Annotated in this window: 16 protein-coding genes and 1 pseudogene; 13 read left to right on the top strand and 4 right to left on the bottom strand. The window is 71.0% G+C overall.

The features are described from left to right. The first annotated feature begins 96 nt into the window (after positions 1-96). The 7 genes and pseudogenes from BFF76_RS04415 (at position 97) to BFF76_RS04375 (ending at position 9,404) form a co-directional block, all read left to right on the top strand. Positions 97-1,422, top strand: coding sequence for a condensation domain-containing protein (locus BFF76_RS04415; RefSeq protein ID WP_031100286.1), 1,326 nt, complete (start codon positions 97-99; stop codon positions 1,420-1,422). Next, positions 1,415-2,665: a cytochrome P450 gene (locus BFF76_RS04410; RefSeq protein WP_078958857.1), complete on the top strand. Its 1,251-nt coding sequence runs from the start codon at positions 1,415-1,417 to the stop codon at positions 2,663-2,665. The genes BFF76_RS04415 and BFF76_RS04410 overlap by 8 nt, the downstream gene beginning before the upstream one ends. After that, positions 2,655-4,391: pseudogene (locus tag BFF76_RS34635) on the top strand (non-ribosomal peptide synthetase); the annotation flags it as partial. The gene BFF76_RS04410 and the pseudogene BFF76_RS34635, both read left to right, overlap by 11 nt. 97 nt (positions 4,392-4,488) lie before the next feature. Next, positions 4,489-5,748 (top strand): condensation domain-containing protein, encoded by a 1,260-nt coding sequence (locus tag BFF76_RS33495; RefSeq protein WP_244167215.1) that lies wholly within the window; start codon positions 4,489-4,491, stop codon positions 5,746-5,748. 32 nt (positions 5,749-5,780) lie between these two features. After that, positions 5,781-7,556, top strand: a complete 1,776-nt coding sequence (locus BFF76_RS33490) for a non-ribosomal peptide synthetase (RefSeq protein WP_053929702.1) — start codon at positions 5,781-5,783, stop codon at positions 7,554-7,556. A gap of 4 nt (positions 7,557-7,560) precedes the next feature. Then, positions 7,561-8,337 carry a hypothetical protein gene (locus tag BFF76_RS32635; protein WP_065847257.1) on the top strand — a complete coding sequence of 259 codons (777 nt, stop codon included), beginning with the start codon at positions 7,561-7,563 and terminating at the stop codon, positions 8,335-8,337. Beyond that, positions 8,319-9,404, top strand: a complete 1,086-nt coding sequence (locus BFF76_RS04375; RefSeq protein WP_053929700.1) for a thioesterase domain-containing protein — start codon at positions 8,319-8,321, stop codon at positions 9,402-9,404. Before BFF76_RS32635 ends, BFF76_RS04375 begins: the two co-directional genes overlap by 19 nt. Here the strand turns inward: BFF76_RS04375 and BFF76_RS04370 are convergent. The 3 genes from BFF76_RS04370 to BFF76_RS04360 all read right to left on the bottom strand — a co-directional run bounded on the left by BFF76_RS04370 (position 9,395) and on the right by BFF76_RS04360 (position 11,982). Further along, positions 9,395-10,099 carry a thioesterase II family protein gene (locus BFF76_RS04370; RefSeq protein WP_167359467.1) on the bottom strand — a complete coding sequence of 235 codons (705 nt, stop codon included), beginning with the start codon at positions 10,097-10,099 and terminating at the stop codon, positions 9,395-9,397. The genes BFF76_RS04375 and BFF76_RS04370 overlap by 10 nt on opposite strands. 313 nt (positions 10,100-10,412) lie before the next feature. Continuing rightward, on the bottom strand, positions 10,413-11,006 hold the full coding sequence (locus BFF76_RS04365; protein ID WP_031100258.1) for a hypothetical protein: 594 nt from the start codon (positions 11,004-11,006) through the stop codon (positions 10,413-10,415). 13 nt (positions 11,007-11,019) lie between these two features. Further along, on the bottom strand, positions 11,020-11,982 hold the full coding sequence (locus BFF76_RS04360) for an aldo/keto reductase (protein ID WP_065847255.1): 963 nt from the start codon (positions 11,980-11,982) through the stop codon (positions 11,020-11,022). 417 nt (positions 11,983-12,399) lie between these two features. On the opposite strand from BFF76_RS04360, the gene BFF76_RS04355 reads away from it, so the two are divergent. Further along, positions 12,400-13,053, top strand: a complete 654-nt coding sequence (locus BFF76_RS04355; protein WP_065847253.1) for a 4'-phosphopantetheinyl transferase family protein — start codon at positions 12,400-12,402, stop codon at positions 13,051-13,053. Positions 13,054-13,534: 481 nt separating this feature from the next. After that, a complete protein-coding gene (locus BFF76_RS04350; protein WP_141695566.1) occupies positions 13,535-14,359 on the top strand; it encodes a hypothetical protein in 825 nt (274 codons plus the stop codon). Between the two features lie 360 nt (positions 14,360-14,719). Here BFF76_RS04350 and BFF76_RS04345 read toward each other — a convergent pair whose 3' ends face one another. Next, complete coding sequence (locus BFF76_RS04345) at positions 14,720-15,181, bottom strand: DUF5709 domain-containing protein (RefSeq protein ID WP_031094980.1); 462 nt, start codon at positions 15,179-15,181, stop codon at positions 14,720-14,722. A 388-nt stretch (positions 15,182-15,569) separates the two neighbouring features. Between BFF76_RS04345 and BFF76_RS04340 the strand changes: the two genes are divergently transcribed. The 4 genes from BFF76_RS04340 to BFF76_RS04325 are packed head-to-tail and all read left to right on the top strand — an operon-like array spanning position 15,570 to position 19,728. Further along, positions 15,570-17,324, top strand: coding sequence for a bifunctional phosphatase PAP2/diacylglycerol kinase family protein (locus tag BFF76_RS04340; protein WP_065847251.1), 1,755 nt, complete (start codon positions 15,570-15,572; stop codon positions 17,322-17,324). 1 nt (position 17,325) lies between these two features. Further along, a complete protein-coding gene (locus BFF76_RS04335) occupies positions 17,326-18,279 on the top strand; it encodes a YihY/virulence factor BrkB family protein (RefSeq protein WP_065847249.1) in 954 nt (317 codons plus the stop codon). Next, complete coding sequence (locus tag BFF76_RS04330; RefSeq protein ID WP_065847247.1) at positions 18,280-19,062, top strand: phosphatase PAP2 family protein; 783 nt, start codon at positions 18,280-18,282, stop codon at positions 19,060-19,062. It abuts the gene before it with no gap. A 39-nt stretch (positions 19,063-19,101) separates the two neighbouring features. Continuing rightward, entirely contained in the window at positions 19,102-19,728 is a 627-nt protein-coding gene (locus tag BFF76_RS04325) for an alpha-ketoglutarate-dependent dioxygenase AlkB (RefSeq protein WP_065847245.1), read from the top strand. Positions 19,729-19,842 lie beyond the last annotated feature (114 nt).

Below are 19,842 nucleotides of genomic sequence, written 5' to 3'. Positions count from 1 at the left end.
CCGCCCCCGCACCGGGCGGCCCGAACGGGACGGCCGAGTGGCGCCGCCGGCATTCCGGGACATCAACGAGCCTATGGAGGAAAAGAGTTGAGTCAGGTGAAGACCGCGCCGCTGACCTTCGGCCAGCTGTCGGTGCTGCGCGACCTCGACCTGTCGGGGCCCGACGAGCAGAGCGACGGCAATCTCCCCCTCGTCCTCGACGTCCCCTCCGGTACGAGCGTGGACGAGGTCACCGCGGCCTGGGCGCGGCTGGTCGAGCGGCACGAGGCGCTGCGGACCGTCTACGACCGGCGGGCGGCCGAGCCCACCCAGACGGTCCAGCCCTTCCTGGGTCTGGAACTCGACACGGCCGAGCTGTCCGCCCCCACCCGTGAAGCGGCCCTGACCGTCGCCGAGGAGTGGGCGGAACAGGAGATCCACTTCGACGTGGACCACTCCTGGCGCGTCGCCGTCGGAGTCCACCGGGGCGCAGCCACCCACCTGGTGTGCGTAATCCACCACCTGGCCGTCGACAGCGCCGCCTGCACGCTGCTGGAGGACGAGTTCCGGACGCTCGTGTCCGGGGGCACCCTCGCTCCCGACCCGCCGCAGCCCGTCGACCTCGCGCTGGACCAGCACGGGGACGAGCAGCAGCGCCGGCGGACGATCGGGTTCTGGCTCGACGAGTGGCGGGGGTTCGTCGACGAGGACCGGCAGGGCGGCGACACGAGCCGGAGGTACCGGGCCGTGCTGTACTCCGAGCGCGCCCAGAGCGCCGCCCTCGCGGTCTCCGAGCGCCTCGGCGTCTCCGTCCAGTCCGTGATCTTCGGCGCGGCCTCCCTCGCCCTCTTCGACCTGAAGGGCCGCGACCGGGCCACGTTCGGGCTCCTCGCGGGCAACCGCATGGACAAGCGCTGGCAGGCCGTGCTCAGCAGCATGAACCAGCTCGCCCCGGTGACCGTCGTCGCCGACCGGGACGCCGCCCCCTCGGTGTTCCTCCGCACGCTCTACATGAGCAGCCTGGAGCGCCTGCTCTACGGCTCCTACAGCATCGACGAACTCCGCGCCCGGCTCGTGGAGGCCGGCAGCTCCAACCCCGACCCCCTGCAGTTCGACTGCTACTTCAACTACCTCGGGGAGATCGCCCTGCCCCCGGACGAGGGCTCACCGGCACACGAAGGTGTCGAGTGGTTCGCCGACGCCTGGCAGGGCGGGCCGCGCTTCAACCTCAGGGTCGCCACGGGCTCGGGCCTGCACCTGTCCCTGACGGCGAGCGAGGACTACCTCGGCGCCGAGGCGACCGGCCGCTGCCTCGCCTCCGTCGAGGCCGCGCTGGTGAGCCTCGCCGACGGCGAGCCCGGCACCGTGGCCGACGTCGACCTCGTGCCGCTGCGGAAGGCCGGCCCCCCGCCGCGCGAGGAGGACGGAAGCGCCCATGAGTGACGCACGGCAGACGGCCCATGACGCCGCCCCCCGTACGGGCCGATGCCCGTACCACGTGCCCGGCCGCGCACAGGCGGACCCGTGCATGGACTATCTCCACCTGTCGGACGACGAGCCCGTCCGCTGGGACGAGGACCTCGGCGTGTGGCTGGTCACCGGATTCCGCGAGGTGACCGAACTCCTGCGCCATCCGTCCCTCTCTGCGGCCTGGCCCGAGCACGGCAGGACCAGGCTGCACACCCCCGCGGAGAGCGGGAGCGAGAGCGGTGACGGGAGCCGCACCTCCGAACTGGTGCGCAAGTGGTTCATGTTCAACGACGACCCCGCGCACGCCGGAGCCCGGAAGATCGTCGCTCCGCTGTTCTCGGCCGAACGCCTGGCAGCGGCACGGCCCGTGGTGGAGAAGCTCGTGGACGAACTCCTCGCGCCCGAGCGTGACGTGCTCGACGTCATGGAGGACCTCGCCGTTCCACTGTCGAGCCGGGTCATCTGCCACATACTCGGGCTGCCCGACGACGTGGCGCCCCGCCTCGCCGTGTGGGCGCCCGACATCGCGGCGCTGCTCGTCGCGGACTACCTCCCCGAGGTGGTCACCCGGGGGTACCGGGCACTGCACGAGGTCACCGCGGCCGTCGACGACGCGCTGCGGGGCGAGGTTCCCGAGGGCTCGGGCCTGTGGCTGCTGGGGGAGGCGCACAGGCGCGGTGAGATCGGACTGCAGGACGTGTGGGCCACCGCGAGCCTGCTCATCTACGCCGGGTTCGAGACGACTTCGACCTTCATCGGCAAGGCCGTACGGGCCGCGCTGCACGCCGGGGCCTGGGAGGACGTGGTGAAGGCCGGGCCGGACGCCGCCGTGGAGGAGCTCCTGCGCTTCGACACCTCCGTGCAGCAGGTCGCACGCTTCGCGACCGCGCCCGTCGACGTCGCCGGGCACCGCATAGCGGCCGGCGACCTCGTGCTGATCATGCTGGGGGCGGCCAACCGCAGCCCGGCCGTCTTCGACGACCCCGACCACCTCACGCCCGGCCGGGAGATCAGACGGCACCTCACGTTCGGGTTCGGCGCGCACTACTGCCTGGGAGCCGGTCTGGCACGGCTGGAGACCGAGGTCGTCCTGCGGAGGCTCGGCGCCCGCTGGGACGTCGTCGAGGAGGCCGCGGCGCCCGTGACGCGCTCGCACTACGGCCTCACCGTCCTGGAACACCTCAAGGTCAGAGGGGGAACCCGCAATGGCGCGTGACGCCGGAACCAGCTCCTACGTCCACGGCCAGCTCATCCACGAGGCCGTCGTCCACCAGGCCCGCGCGAACCCCGGCGCCGTCGCCGTCGTACAGGGCGACACCCGGCTCACGTACGGGGAACTGGACGCGGCGAGCGACGACTACGCCGCCGAACTGCGCGCCCTGGGCGTCAGCGAGGGCCACCGGGTGCCCGTACTGATGGGCCGCACACCCCAGTACGTGGCCGTCGTGCTCGCCGTCCTCAAGTGCGGCGCCGCCTACGCCGCTCTGGACCCGCGCTGGCCCGAGGAACGGCTGACTTCCATCCTCCGGCGGCTCGGACCGCCGCTCGCGGTGGTGGAGGAACCCCGGAACCTCCCGGTGCCCGTCTGGTCCGCGTCGGACCATCCCGTCGGCGAGGCGGCCCGACGCGGGCGCCGTGCCCCCGCCGCGGCCTGCGACGGTGCCGGCGAGGCCACCGTCTTCTTCACCTCGGGCAGCACCGGCGTCCCCAAGGGAGTGGTCACCCCGCACCGGGCGACCACCAGGCTCTTCCAGCCAGGCGGATTCGCAGACCTCGGTCCCGGGCATGTCATGCTCGCGTCGGTCGCCCTGCCCTGGGACGTCGCGAGCCTCGAGCTGTGGGGGCCTCTCGCCTGCGGTGGCACGGTCGCCCTGGTGGAGGACGAGTACCTGCTTCCCTCCGGGCTCGCCGCGCTCGTACGCGACCGGGGCGTCGACACCGCCTGGCTGACCACGTCCCTCTTCAACGCCTTCGTGGACGAGGACCCCTCCTGCTTCCTCGGGCTGCGGCACGTGCTGACAGGCGGGGAGAGGCTGTCGCCGCACCATGTGCGCCGCTTCCTGGACGCCCACCCGACGGTGCGGCTGACCAACGGTTACGGACCCGTCGAGTCATGCGTGTTCACCACCACGCACGACGTGGTGCCGCAGGACACGGAACGCACGCACGGCATCCCCATCGGCAGGCCCGTGCCGCACACGACCGTCCACGTGCTGCGGGACGGCCGCACGTGCCCGCCGGGGGAGACCGGAGAGATCTGCATCGGCGGGGACGGGCTCGCCCTCGAGTACCTGGGCATGCCGCAGGACACCGCCGAACGCTTCGTGGACACCGCCGTCGACGGAGATCTCGTCCGCCTCTACCGCACCGGGGACCTGGGGTTCGCCGACCCCGACGGACTGCTCCACTACATCGGACGGGCCGACCGGCAGGTGAAGATCCGAGGGCGGCGCATCGAGCCGCTGGAGATCGAGAACGTCTGTCTCTCCCTGCCGCAGGTCCAACAGGCGGTCGCGGTGCCGGTGGCGGGCCCGGACGGCTCCTACACCGCCATGGTGCTCTTCTACGTCGCGGAGCCGGGAGCAGACGGGGAGACCGCGGCACCGGCGGCCGTGCGCGACCACCTCGTGGCCGGGCTGCCGCCCCACAGCGTCCCCGACGACCTGCGGCGGGTCGATGCCATCCCGCTGTCCGCCACCGGGAAGACGGACACCGCGCGGCTGCTGTCGACGTCCCGCCCGGCACCCGCCGACGCACCGGACAGGACGGCCGCTCCCGACGGGACCGAACCGCCCGAAAGCCGGTGGACCGCGGTCGTCCTGGAGGAGCTCCGCACACTCCTGGGAACCGAGGCGGCGCCCGACGTGCCGTTCGCGGTGCTGGGAGGCACGTCCCTGGACGCCATCCGGCTCTGCGCACGCCTCTCGGACCGTACGGGCGTCCCCGTGCCCGTCTCAGGTTTCCTGCGCGACTCCACGGCCAACGGCCTGGTGCGCCTCCTGGAGACCGGCTCCGCCGGCGGGCCGCACCGACCGGGTCCTGCTCGACGGCATCCAGGCCCACTTCGGCCTGCTGCACGAGCTGGACCCGAGCGACTCCGCGGCTCTCTGCCACCTGCTGTGGGAGGTCACCGGCCCGCTGGACACCGCCGCCCTGGAGCAGGCCCTCAACGACCTGCAGCAGCGCCACGAGGCCCTCAGGACGGCCTACCTCCTCGACCCCGAGCCGGTGGCCGTCGCACCGGACACCGTCCACCCGGTCCGCGTCGAGACGCTCGCCGCCGGCGACGGGCCGGGCGCCGCGCGGCTGGAGGAGGCGCTGAACCGGCCCCTGCCCGTCGAGGACGCGCGGGTCTGGCGTTGCGTGCACGTCCCGGTCGACGACGCCACCTCGCTGCTGGGCGTCACCGTCCACCACATCGCCTTCGACGGGTGGTCGCAGGATCTCCTCGTCGCGGAGCTGACTCACGCCTACGACGCACGCAGCCGCGGCACCGAGCCGCACTTCGAGCACCCTGCGCCGACCCTGCGCCAGCTCGCCGACGAGGCCGCACGGTTCGGCGAGCCCGAAGAGGACGCCGCTCAGCTGGCGTACTGGACGGAGCACCTCGAGGGCCTGCCGGAACTCACCGTGCCCGCACCCGGGCCGGATCAGGCGCGGCCGGTCACGCACGTCGGGTTCACCCTCGGTGCCGATGCCGCCGACCGCCTCCGCGCCGAGGCCGGACACCTTGGCTCGACCCTGTTCCTGCCCCTCGTGGCCGGATACGCGGCCGCACTCGCCGAGGTGACCGGACAGGACGACTTCGGCATCGGCGTACCCCTGGTGCGCCGTTCCGGACCCGGCTCGATGGCAGCCGTGTCCTGCCTGGTGGACGTCGTGTGCCTGCGGCTGGCCGGAAGGGAGGGCGCGCCGGCACTCGCGGACCTGGCGAAGGTGGCACGGCCCGTCGTCGAGGACGCCTTCGCCCGCCAGGACGTGGCCTTCGCCGAGGTGGTCCAGGCGGTCCGGCCGCCCCGGACCGGCCGCAATCCGCTGTACCAGACGATGTTCGCCATGCAGAACTCCGTACCGACGGAGCTCGCGCTCACCGGGTGTGCGGTGCGGCGTCTGCCGATGGAGCCGCCTACAGCCATGCACGAGATCGTCTGCGAGGTCTGGCCGACGGCCGACGGCGGGCTGCGCGTCGACATCAGCTTCCAGGCGGACCGTGTCATGTCCGAGACCGGGCAGAGCCTTGCCCGCGTCTACGAGGAACTGCTGCTCTCCGGCGAACTGCCGGCCTCCACGCGCCCGTGAACAGCCACCATTCGAAGGGATCCCACCTCCCCATGCAGGACATTCCAGAGGAACGGACGGCCGTGCGCCTGCTGCGGCGCTTCGTCGAGGAGAACCCCGACTCCGTGGCGATCGAGTGCGGCAAGGACGTGCTGACGTACCGCCGGCTGTGGGACGAGGCCGGCACCGTGGCTGCGCGTCTCCAGGAGACCGAGGGGTTCGAGCCCGACTGCCTGCTCGGCGTCCTCTTCGAGCGGGGCGTACCCGGCGTGGTCGCCCAGCTGGCGGCATGGCGCGCAGGAGCCGCCTACCTGCCGCTGGACCCCGCGCTGCCGGACGGGCGCATCGAGTCGGTCCTCGACGACGCACAGCCGCTCGCCGCGCTGGCGCAGCCCGACCTGCGGCACCGGATACCGAGGACGGTGCCCGTGTCGACGGGCGCTCCCTCCGGTCCTGCCAGGGAGCCGCAGCCGGTCCGGCCGGCGCTCGCCTACGTCATCTACACCTCCGGCTCCACCGGGACGCCGAAGGGTGTGGAGGTCGCTCACGCCAGCCTGTCGAACCTGCTGGACTGGCACCGCGAGACCTACGGGACGGGGCCCGGCACGCGCGTGGCCGCCTTCGCGGGTCTGGGGTTCGACGCCTCGGTCTGGGAGACCTGGGCGGCGCTCGCCAACGGCGCGACCCTCGTCCTCCCCGCCGAGCCCCTGGGCGGCGACGTCGTGGCCATCGCGGACTTCCTCCAGGAGAACGCGATCGAGCAGTGCTTCCTGAGCACCCCGCTCGCCGAGGAGCTGATCGGCGCGGACACGCCTCCGCAGTCCCTGAGGGTCCTGCTCACAGGGGGCGACCGGCTGCGGGTGCGGCCGAGCGGCTCGTTCCCCGCCGCGGTCCACAACCACTACGGCCCGACCGAGGCCACCGTCGTCACGACCGCCAGCCAGGACCTGCGCGGCACCGGCGACCCCGACCGGCCCCCTGTCATCGGCACACCCATCACGGGTGCGCGCGTCCGTCTGGTCGACCCCCGGGGGCTCGACGTGACCGGGCCCGGCGCGACCGGTGAACTTCTCATCGGAGGAGCGGTTCTGGCGTCCGGATACCGCAACGACCCGGCCCTCACCGAGGAGAAGTTCGCAACGGCGGCCCCCGAGCCCGAGGACGGCCCCGAAAGCCGCGGCGAGGCCACCGGTGGCACGGCCGACCGGTGGTACGCATCGGGCGACGTCTGCCGCTGGACCGAGTCCGGCGACCTCGAGTTCGTCGAACGGCGCGACACCCAGCTGAGCGTTCGCGGCAACCGGGTCGAACCGGCCGAGATCGAGCACGCCATGCTGGTGGTGGCGGAGGTCAGCCAGTCCGCCGTCGTGCTCAGCGACGACGGCTCGGGCGGCTCGCTGGCCGCCTTCTACACCGGTGAGGCCACCGTGGAGGCACTGCAGGAGGCGCTGGCGGCGCGGCTGCCCCGGTACATGGTCCCCTCCCGCGTCCAGCGGTTGGACGCCATGCCGCTGACCCCGAACGGCAAGATCGACCGAAACGCCCTGCTCGACGTGCCGGCCGAGCAGGCCCCGCAGTCCGAGGCGGCCTTCCGGCCCGGCTCCGTCGAGGAGGGCATCGCTGAGATCTGGACTGATCTGACCGGGATCGTTCCCGGCCCGCGCGACAACTTCTTCGACGTCGGCGGACATTCGCTGCTCGCGGCACGCATGATCGGCAAGGTGCGTGACCGGTTCGGCGTCAAGGTCGGCCTGAAGGCCGTCTTCGACCACCCGGTCCTGGGGGACCTGGCGGCCGAGGTTGACGCGGCGCCGAAGAACGGAGGCTGACCGGATGTCAGGCAGCACGACCACCATCGACGCCAGGCCGGTCGTCGTCATCGAGTTCGGCAACGAGATACCGCCGCGCAGCTTCGACCCCGTCCTCCCGCCGGAACTGTACGAGAACCGCCTCAGGATCGATCCGCTGCGGTACCCCCAACTCGCCGAGCAGGTACCCGATCTGGCGGCACAGGCCCGGCACTGGGCTGCGGAGATCTCGGCGGCCGGGTCACCGCGGGCCGTCTTCGCCTACTGCTCCGCCGCCGAGCTGGCGACGCTGCTCGTCGACGAACTGCCCGGTTCCGGCATCGCTCTCATCGTCTTCGACCCGGCGGTCCCCGGCCCCGGCACGCCCCAGGAACTGCTGCTGGACCTCGCCCTGGGCATGGACGACACGCTGGCGCCTTCGGAGGTGCCCGACATCACCGGCCTCCCGGCGTCCGAGGCGCTGCGACTGGCGAGTTCCTTCCTCCGTTCCCTCGTCACCAGGGCGGCGCCCGACCTGGACGACGAGATCGCTGCCGAGCTGACGGAGGGGCAGCGGGCCTGGCTCGGCTTCACGTTGTCCGCCGCGGCCGAGCGCAGCGCCCAGCCGAAACTGGGCCGGGTCGTCCTCAGCACGGACTCCGAGTGGGCGGAGGCCGACGCGTGCTCGGTGCACCGCACCGAGCTGAACGTGCGGGACCTGTTCGGGACACCGGCGGTGACCCCTCTGGTGGCGGAACTCCTCTCGGCCCCCGCGGCCGAAGAGGCTCTTGGGGAGGAAGAACCGTGCAGTCGCACTTCGTAGAACGGGACGCCACCGAGGCCGTCGTCGCTGCTCAGTGGTCACGGGTGCTGGGCCGGCCACCCGTGTCCCTGGACACCGACTTCTTCGGCTCCGGCGGTTCCTCCCTGCACGCCGCGAAGCTGGTCTCCGCACTGCGAAGCGCCCTCGGTACCCGGATTCCCCTGAAGACGCTGTTCGAGGCATCCACGTTCGGTGCTCTCAGCGCCCGGATCAGGAACGACACCCCCGGGTCCGGCGGCCGGCTGCTGACCCTCAACCCTTCGGGCACCGGAACCCCCCTCCTGCTGGTGCCGGCCGCGAGCGGCGGCGTCATCGGCCTCCACCGCTTCGGCGGCGATCCGATCGACCGTCCCGTGCTCGGCCTCCAGGCTCGGGGTCTCGACCCCGCCGAGGGCGAACCATGCGGCACGACGGCGGAGATCGTCGACGATTTCATCGGCGTCCTGGAGAAGGCGGACGCGCCGCGCAGCCTGCACCTGGCCGGATACTGCGTCGGAGGCATCCTCGCCTACGAACTGGCCGCCGGGCTCCGTCTGCGGGGCTGGGACGTGCGGTCAGTCCTCCTGCTCAACACCTCGCTCTACTGCCCGCCGCTGTCCGTGAGCGACGCGGCCCGGGAGAAGCTCGTGTCCGTCGCTGCGGAGGCGGGCATCGCCCTACCCGAGGGCGAGGAACCGGACGCGGCAGCGGTGTTCAAGGCGGTGAGCTCGCAGGGGCCCGACCCCATCGAGGCCGACTTCGCCGAATTCGAGGCCGGACTGCGGGTCTTCGGCTCCGTGGGGGCGGCGGTGTCGGGTTACGTGCCCGCTCCGGGCGACTTCGCCGTGCGCCTGTTCTCGACGGACGACCGGGACGATCCGTCGGACATCGAGCGCACCGCGCACCCGGTCACCGACTGGCCGGACCTCGGGCTCGCCGACTACCGCCAGTACCACGTGCCCGTCGACCATTTCGAGATGATCGTCCACGAGCCGACCCTGAAGGCCGTCGAGGACGCCATGAAAGACATCGACGACGGCCGAAGAGGTCAGAGCGAACCGCGCGAGGACTCCAGCCCCTACGCCTGACCTGGCCCGACGAGACGATTCGCTATTTCCGCGAGAAGTGGTTCCCGTGACGAATGCAGGAAGAAGTGGTCCCCGGGCAGGACCACTGCGTCGAGATCGCCCTCGACCAACTCGGACCACTGCTGGAGATGGTCCATTCCGACGGCCGGGTCGCTCGTTCCGCCGAACACGGTGACCGGTGCGCCCGGAGGCTTTTGCGGTTGAAAGGAATAACGCGAGAGCATTGCATAGTCCGCACGCACCGCAGGCAGTAGCATCTGCATGAAATCGGCGTTCTGGAGAATCTCCTCCGGTGTTCCGTTCATGCGCCGGAGTTCCTGGATCAGTTCATCTTCGGGAAGCGTGTGCAGGTCCCGCCGGCCGTCGTGGACGGCCGGCAGCGCACGGCATCCCGAGACGAACACATGGGCCGGTTCCACGTCGTGTTCCTCGCGCAGGACCCGGGCCGCCTCCCAGCAGACGATCGCCCCAAGGCTGTGCCCGAACAGGGCGAACGGCTCCTTGGAGTATTCCAGCAGGGCCGGGACGACGGCGTCCAGGGCCGCCTGGAGGGTGTCGACCGGATCCTCGAACAGCCGATCCTCGCGGCCCGGCGGCTGAATGGCGTGGACATCTATCTCGTCCGGCAGCAGATCGGCCCATCCGCGGAATGTGGAAGCACCGCCGCCGGCATAGGGGAAACAGAACAGTCTCATGTCCCCCGGCGGATCCGTCTTCGACAGTCGGTTGACCCAGGGTCGCGTGGGCGGATTGCCGTGCATGTGCGTCCTCGTTTTCGTTTCCGGTCCGGCTCGTAGGCCAGAACAGCGTGCCACAGAGACGCCTGTTGGGCGAGTGCCCACAGTAACTCCATGTCCTCCACGCACTTTCGCTCTCATCACGGTGAATGGCGTGGTGCCGGTGCAACCTGAGTCGGTGTCACTGTCGGTCGGCATGCGTCCGCGAACCCCGGCGACGGGCCGTCGAGCCTCGATTCCTGGCTCTGCTGATATTCGCCGTCCCGGCAACTCAGTCCGCCGTGAACCGCAGCGTCAGCCGGGGACAGGGAGCGTCGGCACTTTCCTCCGGAGGCGGCCCCCACGCGGCGAGCGCCGCTGACAGCTTTCCTCCGGTGGATTCCAGGTAGCAGATCACGTTCACCGGATATCTGCTGTTGTCGAACATGTACCGGTCCATCGGAGTCGGGTGTTCGCTGATTCTGAGTCCCCGCTCGGCGGGCGGGCCCATGCGGTGCCAGTCGGGATGCATATGGATCGAGCCCAGGATGTCGAGCCTCCGGCGCTCGCCCTGTCGTTGTATGCGTAAGAGGTCCTTCGAACTGCACCAGAACCCCCGGCGAGGGTTCCGGTAGGCGGCCCCGAAGCAAGAGGCTATGGTGCCTGCGAATTCCTCCGTCGCGATCGGGTCACTCGCCCGCGCATTGGTGGCGTACTCGATCTCGACGACATGGGCCACACCGTCCTCGACGGTCCCGAGCAACACGGCGAAGCAGGAAGGCGGTTCCTCCGGAGTGCAGTCCTCGTACTCCGCGCGCGCCGCGCCGGTGAAGGACTTGAGGGAGTCGAAGCCGATCAGGACGGTATGCGGATACGTGTAGGTCATCGTGTCCTCGTCCCTAGTCCGTGTGCTCGGACGAGGCCGTACGGGAGGCAAGGTCCAGCTCCCGCAGTTCGGCGGCGGACAGCCGCATCGACGCTCCCGGAAGGAGCTCGGCGAGCTGTGCGGTCGTCCTGCAGCTCGCGACCGGCGCGGCCACCGTCGGCTGCGCGGCCAGCCAGGCCAGGGCCACCGCCCCCGGGGTGACGGCATGGCCGGCCGCGACGCGGTCCAGGACGTCCAGCAGGGCCAGGGCGTGCGGCCTCTGCGCGTACTGCCGGGCCGCCGCCTCCCGGGAGCTGCCGGCGGCGGACGACGCGTGGCGGTGCTTGCCCGTCAGGAACCCCTGCGCCAAACCGAAGTAGGGCACGCAGGCAAGGTCCTCCTGGACGCACACGGAGAGCAGCGCACTCTCGAAACCCTCGCGTTCGACCAGGTTGTACGGCGGCTGCACCGCTACGTAGCGTGCGGAACCAGCCTTGTCGGAGACGGCGAGTGCCTCCGACAGCCGTTCCGCGGTGGTGTTCGACGCGGCAATGTGACGCACCTTCCCGGACGCGACCAGGGCGTCCAGCGCCGCCATGGTCTCTTCCAGGGGCGTGTCCGGATCGTCGGCGTGCGTGTAGTAGAGGTCGATCCGGTCGGTCCCGAGGCGGCGCAGCGAGTCGTCCACCGCCTGACGGATCACCTTCCGTCCGAGTCCGGAAAGGCCCTCCCTGCGGCCCACCTTGGTGGCGACGACCACCTGGTCCCTGACCTTACGGGTGGCGAGCCAGCGGCCGATGACCGTCTCGGACTCGCCGCCGCTGTTGCCGGGAGCCCACTGGGAGTAGGAGTCGGCGGTGTCGATGAAATTGCCGCCGGCCTCCACGTAGGCGTCGAGGATGTCGAACGAGGTGTCCTGGTCGACGGTCCAGCCGAAGACGCTGCCACCCAGGCAGAGCGGGAAGACATTCACGTCGGATTGTCCAACAGTGGCCATGGCTGCTCTCTTGTCGCAGTGCTCGGTTCATGTTGATTCGGTATGCACGGCAGTACGCCCCGCCGCGACCGGGGGAAGGTATCTCATGTCCCGAACTGCCGCATACTCCGAAAGGTTCCCCCGGCGAGTCGGGCGTACTGTCCAACTCGCCCTCGATGTCGGGTAAGTCGGCGTACGGAGTTGTGCGTGGAATGGGTGCCTCGCGGGCAGGTCCAAATCTCCTTCAAATCGCTTGCCGGTGCCCGTCGGCTGACGTAGCGTGGCTCGGGCCGGGCGTGATCAAAAAAGGCCGGTGTTCGCTGATGGTTCGGCCGAATCCGCGCCGTCGGCAATGAAGTCGCTCCCACTTCGGAAATCCCGCGAGAGAAGCGACTTCGGGACGGGTGGGCCGTAAGGCCTGCCGCACGGGGAGCGTTGATGATCGAAAAGCTGTTGCCGCCTTCGGTGGCCGTCGCCGAGACGTACGGCGACCCACCCCATGCCCCGTTGCTGCGCGGGGAGCCGGAGGTCGTGAGCGGTGCGGTGGAAGGACGAAGGCGAGAGTTCGCCACCGTCCGCTGGTGTGCGCGAAGGGCGCTCGCGGACCTGGGTGTCGGTCCGGTCGCCATCCTTCCGGGCGAGCGCGGCAGCCCCGTGTGGCCGGAGGGCATCGTCGGCAGCATGACGCACTGCGAGGGATATCGAGGAGCCGCCGTGGGCCGGGCGCCCGGTGTGCTGGCGTTGGGGATCGATGCCGAGCCCCATCTGCCCCTGCCGCAAGGGGTGCTGCCCATCATGGCACTCCCGGCCGAGCAGCTGCGGATCGCGGACATGGGGCGAATCGATCCCGAAGTCTGCTGGGACCGGCTCCTGTTCAGCATGAAGGAGTGTGTCTACAAGGCGTGGTTCCCGCTCACCCGCCGTTGGCTGGGCTTCGAGCAGGCTGACATCACGATCGACATCGACGGGACCTTCTCGGCCCGCCTGCTCGCGGCCGATCCCGCAGTCCCCTCCGACGGATTCTCGGGCCGGTGGCTCGTGGAGGACGGGCTCGTGGTCACCGCCCTCGCGGTTGCGGCGGAGCGGCACTGACAGCGGCATGCCGGCGTGACGGAGAACCACGGACGGTCGAATTTCTTCATGGCCATCCCATTCATGCTGTCGACTGAACCGTCACTCGGTGACTTCTGTTCTGTCGATCCGATTCGGAATATTCACCCGTGATTCAGGTCACCGATGACTCGGTTGATAATGTTCATGCCCGTGTCATAATCGGAGAGGGAGGTTCCATTCCGCGAGGATGGGCTGACGTGGGGGAGGGGTGGCGAATTTTCTTTTCGGGTAACGGTCCTGAATGTCTGTCAGACGGGTTCCGGTGGTTGCTTTCCGGGCGTACCTGGTTATCGGTGCGGACCGCATGAGTTCAATTTGTCATGCAGCTTCTGATCGCAGTCGCTGACCTAGGTGACGGGTGGCATGGGGGTTTTCTGTGGTAGAGCGTTCCTGAGGGTTTATCACCCTCTCGGGCCCACCCGCAGTATGTAGTGGTGATATGCGGTACAGGAAATTTCCAATGGTGACGACGGGAATCGATGTGTCGAACGATATGCAGCAGGGCGAGCGATGTCGCAGTTGTGAAAATGACGTCGCCCGGATGCGGCAGGCCGGCCAGGACCGGCTGCGTGTGTGCGGAAGCTGCTTCGATCAGTTCAGGCAAAATCTGAAATCCCTGCCGCGGCTCTACCGCCAGTGTGAGGAAATGCTGACGGTGTCGCCCCAGAAGGGCGAGAAGGTGTCCCGTCAGCTTGGTCGGGGGATCTCGCTCAATTCCCGTGCCGTGGACGCCCGTGATTCCCTCCGGGTATGTCTGCTGGCCTGGTCCGATCTGGTCGCCGCCGAACGGAACTGCGCCGCCCCCGACCGGTCGGTCGACGCGATGGCGGCCTTTCTCCACGGTCATGCCCGGTGGCTCTGCGCACACGCGGCAGCCGGCGACGTCGTCGCCGAGATCACCGAGGCGGCAGCCGCGGCGAAACGGGTCGCCTATCCGAGCCGCACCCGCAAGTTCAGGGTCGGCTCGTGTGTCGAGCCGCAGTGCGGCGGCTCCCTGGTCGCCGTGATCCAGCCCCATGAACAACTCCTGCCGAGCGAACTGCGCTGCGACATCGCCCCCGAGCACACCTGGCCCGCGCACCGCTGGCGCGAACTGGACCGGCGGGTGAGCCGTCAGAACGCCTCGGGCGGCGAGCGGTGGCTCACCGTCGTGGAGGTCTCCAAGCTGTGGGGGCTGTCCACCAGTAACGTCTACCGGCTGGCGTCGGTGAACAGCTGGCGGCGGCGCGCGAACGGCCGCCGCGTCTACTACTACGAGGCCGACGTGCTCCAGTCGGTGGGGTGACGACGTGCCGCCGGGGCCGACGCACAAGGCCAGTTGCTTCCTGACAGCCAGTTGACTCCTGACCGGGCGCCGGGCGAGGGTCCGACCGCACGGAGGCGTTCGAAGCCCCGACGGCGGCGGCGTTCGCGCAACTGCGGGTCCGCGGTACGGGGGAGACCCGTCCCTGGCTTGCTGACCCGCGCACCGGGGGGAGGCGAGCCGGCAGCGGGACGTCGAGTCGTCGGCACGGAACCGCGTCCGCCTGATGCGCACGGTCCGGTCCGCCGGTCGTCCGGCCGCCGGTCCGTGCCATCGGCTCGGCTCTCTGCGAAGACCGAGGACCGGACGCCCCCGTCCGTGCCGAGCCGCCCGGAGGTCCGCCTAGACTCCGTCGTCGTCCTGGATGTGCACCGCCGCCTCCTCGGCGGAGGCCGCGCCCCCGTCGATGCCGACGTCCCGCCCCAGCACCCTGTTGTTGCGCGGGGCCCCGGGCTCCTCGTCGGCGGCGGCGACGCGTCCGGCACGCTCGTCCCCTGCGTCGTCCTCCTCGGGGCCGTTGTCCTCGGGCTCGTCGTCCGCCTGGTCCCCCAGGACCGGGTCCGCCTCGGGTACCTCCTGCGCGAGGCGCCGGTCGAGGGACTCGCCCTCCCGCTGCTCCTCGCCGGTCGTGCCGTACTTCGACACGCCCAGCGGCTTCTCCGGCGGGGAGTACCCCGTGTCCATCATGTCGTCGAGGTCGGGCTCGTCGATCACGTTCTCCGGGTCGAGGTCGTCCGTCGGCCGGTTGTCCGCGTCGGACCCGTCCGGCTGGTAGACGTCGTCACCGCGTCCTGTTTCCGTCATCGTGCCGCTCCTTCCCTTGAGGTGTGCCGTATCCGCCGTGGCCCCTGCGTGAGCCGTGCGGCGTCGACACTCTCCTGCCCACACGCGCGCGTCCCAGTGATGCGGTTTCCCGACGGACGCTCGCCCTGGCGGGCACGCGCGGTGCGGCTGCCGGGCTGAGGGGAAGTCCTGGTCAGGCCCATCCCGGTCGGCCCCGGCAGCTTATGACCGATCCCCGGCCGCTGCGACCGGGACGGGCGCCGGGAGGCACCGCAGCGCGGTCGAGCGGAAGCGGGACAGTGATACCGGATCGCAGGTCTGGAGAGCCGCGATGAGGGAAGACGGCGAAACGCCGGGGTGAGATCCGGCACCACTCGCAGCCCCCGGGGGCCGAAACGACGGGAACGCCATGCCGACCGACATACCGGAAAGACGCACAGTCCTTCCCGGCGGGCACGTCGCCGCCATGCCGCCCCCGGCCGAAGGGCGCGCACCCTCCGCATCCGGTGCTGAGCGCCCGCGCGGCACCCCGGAGGCCGCAGGGGGCATGGGCCGGGCCGTGGGCGTCATCGTCTCGACGGCGGTCTGCCAGGCAGCCCTGATGGTGGGGCTCGGACTCCTGATCACCGGGCCCGCGGCCCGGGTCCGGCCACTGGCGGCCGAGGACGAGATCACCGACGCGCTGGAGCGGGCCCGTACGGGCACGCTCGACACGGTCTCCCTCGTCGTGTCCGAGGCGGGGAACACCTTCACGGTCGTCGTCGGCACCCTCCTGGCCTGCCTCGTCCTGCTCCTGGCCCCGAAGCTGCCCCGATGGCGTGACGCCCTCTTCCTGGCCGTCGCCGTCTCACTCCAGTCCCTGGTCTTCCTGGTCGTCACCGAAGCGGTGGACCGGACCCGGCCCGATGTCGAACGCCTCGACGCCTCACCTCCCACCTCCAGCTACACCTCAGGCCACACCGGCGCGGCGACCGCCTTGTACGCCGGCCTCGCGATCCTGGTCCTGCACCGGACCAAGGGGCCGTGGCGAAGAGTCGTGGCGGCCCTGCTCCTGCTGCTGCCCCTGCTGGTGGGTGTCGCCAGGGCGTACCGCGGGATGCACCATCCGACGGACATCGCGGGCGGCATGCTCAACGGCGGGCTGTCCCTGCTGATCGTCGGCCGCGCCCTGCTGGCCGGACCGCATGTGCCGGGCGCGGCGCCCGCCGGTACGGCGGTTCGCGGGGAGCGGGCCGGTCCGGAACCCGGCCGCACCGCCGTCGTCTTCAACCCCACGGTCACCGACGAGACGACCTGCGACGGCCTGCGGCGGGTACTCGAGGACCACGGCCACCACGGAGCGGAGTTCGTGCCGACCACGGCCGACGACCCGGGCGAGGGACAGACGGCGCGAGCGCTGCGGGAGGGGGCGACGCTCGTCGTGGTCTGCGGCGGTGACGGCACGATCCGCGCGGCCGCGGAGGCGCTCGCCGGCACGGGTACACCGCTCGCGGTGGTGCCCTGCGGGACGGGCAACCTCCTCGCCCGCAACCTGGGTCTGCCGGTGCGACCGGCGGAGGCGCTGGCGGTCGCGCTGCGCGGGGTCCCGCACCGCATCGATCTCGGGCGCGTGGAGGGTGACGGAATGGCGCCCGCGCACTTCACCGTGATGTCCGGCGCGGGGCTCGACGCCGCGATGCTGGAGAGCACCGGCGACCGGGCCAAGGCCCTGCTCGGCTGGCCCGCCTACGTGATGGCCGGTCTGAGGGAGCTGCGGGCGCCCCGGATGCGTCTGACGGTCGGCCTCGACGGAGCGCGGCCCCTGCGACGCTCCGCCCGCATGGTGCTCTTCGCCAACACCGGCAAGGTGCAGGGAGGCGCCGCCCTGGTCCCGGCCGCCCGGCCGGACGACGGTCTGCTCGACCTCATGATCCTCGACCCGCGCGGACCCGCGGGCTGGCTGGGCGCCATCACCACGCTGGTGCGCCGCCGTCCGGAGGGCGGGGGCGGCCGCGCGGGTGGGTCCCGCTCCGTTGAGTACTTCACCTTCAGCCGGGCGGACGTCCGCTTCGACGAGCCGCAGCAGCGCGAAGTGGACGGCGACACCGTGCAACCCGGCCGGCGCCTCACGGCCGAGGTCAGGCCCGGCGCGCTGACCGTTCTCATGCCCGTACGAGGAGACTGAGATGGGTACCGCCACCAAGGTTCCGCAGACCCGCGACATGCTCGGCAGCGAACTCTCCGGCGACGAGGCGCTGGCCACCCTGCGGCGCTACGGCCGCTGGCCGCTGCTGCGCGACTCCTTCGTCCGCTTCCGGTACGCCGACGGCTTCAGCCACTCCCGTGCCCTGGCCCTGCAGACCGTGCTGGCCGTGGTCCCGCTGGTCATCGCCTTCGTCGGGCTGTCCACGGCCCTGCACACGGAGAACCTGGGCAGGGTCGCGGAACTGACCATCCAGCGGATCACGGCGGGGCCGAGTGCCGCGGTGGTCGCCGACGCGCTGGACCGCAGCCGGCAGAGGGCCGGTGACGGGGTCCAGCTCGCGCTCTGGTTCGGACTGGTCTTCTCCCTGACCAACACCACCACCGCGATGTGCCAGATCGAGCGCGGCGCCAACCGCATCTACGGGGTCGAGCGCGACCGGGTCTTCCACCGGAAGTACCTGCGTGGTCTGGTGATGTCGCTGACCGCCGGCATCCCCCTGGGTATCGGCTTCGTCGCGATGGTGGCCGGAGGTGACCTCGTGGCGGCCGTGACCGACGTGTACGAGCTCGGTGCCGGGGCCCGGTCCGCCTGGGACCTGCTGCGCTGGCCCGTGGGCGTCCTCCTCGTGATCCTCTCGGCGAGCGCGATCTTCCGCCGCTCGCCGAGGCGCCGCCAGCCGGGCTACACCTGGCTGGCCTTCGGCGCCGCCGTCTATCTGGTGCTGTGGACCACGCTGACGTGGCTGCTCAGCCTCTATCTGCAGATCAGCGGATCGTTCGACACCGTGTACGGACCGCTCACGGCCTTCATGTCCCTCCTGCTCTGGGCCTATCTCACCTCCATCGCACTCTTCCTCGGACTTGCCTTCGCCGCCCAGCTTGAGGCGGTGCGGGCCAAGCTGCCCGATCCCGTACAACCCGACCCAGGAGCCTGAATGACCGCCCGACCCGCTGCCCGGGCCCGACGACGGAGCCGCCGTGACGCCGACCGCAGATTCGGGATGAGGCTGTTCGGTTCGGCAGCCGTGGCCGCTGTCGCCTCCGTTCTCTTCGGCCTGCTGCTCGTCCTCGTGGAGAGCGGATGGCATCCACTGCGGCGCCTCGACGCGGGCGCGGCCCTCCGGCTGAACCGGGCCGCCCTCGACCATCCGGCGTGGACAGGCACCCTGCGCTTCCTCTCCGACGTGGTGTGGGACCCCGTGACCCTGCGTGCGGCGGTCGCGGTGCTCACCCTTTGGCTGGTGTACCGCCGTGCCTGGCGCCTGGCCGCGTGGTCGGCCGTCACGGCGGTGGCCGGAGGGCTGACGGGGCTGTTGGTGAAGACCGTCGTCGAGCGGGCGAGGCCGGACCTCCCGGACCCGGTGGCGCACGCCCCCGGCTTCTCCTTCCCATCCGGCCACGCGATGGCGGCCACGACCTCGTTCGCGATCCTGCTGCTCGTCCTGCTGCCCGTGGTCCGCCGTGGCCTCCGTCCCCTGTGCTGGGCCGTGGCCGCCGTCTCGGTGCTGGGCGTCGGATTCACCCGTGTCGCGCTGGGCGTCCACTGGTTCAGCGACGTGGTCGGCGGCTGGACGCTCGGGCTGGCCGTGGTGGCACTGACCGGCTGGTCCTTCGAGGCGTGGCGGGCCGACGCGGGCATCGGCCGGACCGAGGTGACCGAGGGCCTGGAGCCCGAGCTGGGCGGCGACGATCCCGAGGAGCAGGGGCGCACCCCTTGATGGGAACGTTTGTTCTAATCTCCGGGTAGACTCGTCCTCATGTCCGCTCATCTCCAGGGTTCGCTGTTCGACCAGGCCGACCGCCCGCACCTGGGCGGTCTCGCCGGGCTGCACAGGACGGTCCTCGGTGACGGAGCGTGGATCGACCTGCTGCCGGGCTGGCTGAGTGGTGCCGACGAGCTCTTCGCCGAGCTCGTGGAGGGGGTGCCGTGGCGGGCGGAGCGGCGCCAGATGTACGACCGGACGGTCGACGTGCCCCGCCTCCTCGCCTTCTACGGTGCCGGGGACGCGCTGCCGAACACCGTTCTGGACGATGCCCGCGACGCACTGTCCTCCCACTACGGCGACGAGTTGGGCGAGCCCTTCACCACGGCCGGGCTCTGCTACTACCGGGACGGGCGGGACAGCGTCGCCTGGCACGGCGACCTGACCGGACGCGGCTCGCACCAGGACACCATGGTGGCGATCCTCTCCCTCGGTGCCCCGCGTGACCTGCTCCTGCGGCCGTGCCGCGGCGGCGACACCGTGCGTCGGCCGATGGGCCACGGCGACCTGGTCGTCATGGGCGGATCGTGCCAGCGCACCTGGCAGCACGCCGTTCCGAAGACCGCGCACGCCCGGGGGCCACGGATCAGCGTCCAGTACCGCCCGCGCGGAGTGCGCTGACGCAGGGGATCTCAGGGACCGGGAGAAGGTCTGACCGAGCCCGGTGCCCGGCCCACCTGGGGTAGCGGTGGGCCGGACACCGGGCTGTGAAGTGGGGGGTGCCTCTATGTTTTT

It is taken from the genome of Streptomyces mutomycini, assembly GCF_001700505.1.
Taxonomy (GTDB): domain Bacteria; phylum Actinomycetota; class Actinomycetes; order Streptomycetales; family Streptomycetaceae; genus Streptomyces; species Streptomyces mutomycini.
This window is presented reverse-complemented; position numbering and strand designations above follow the sequence as displayed.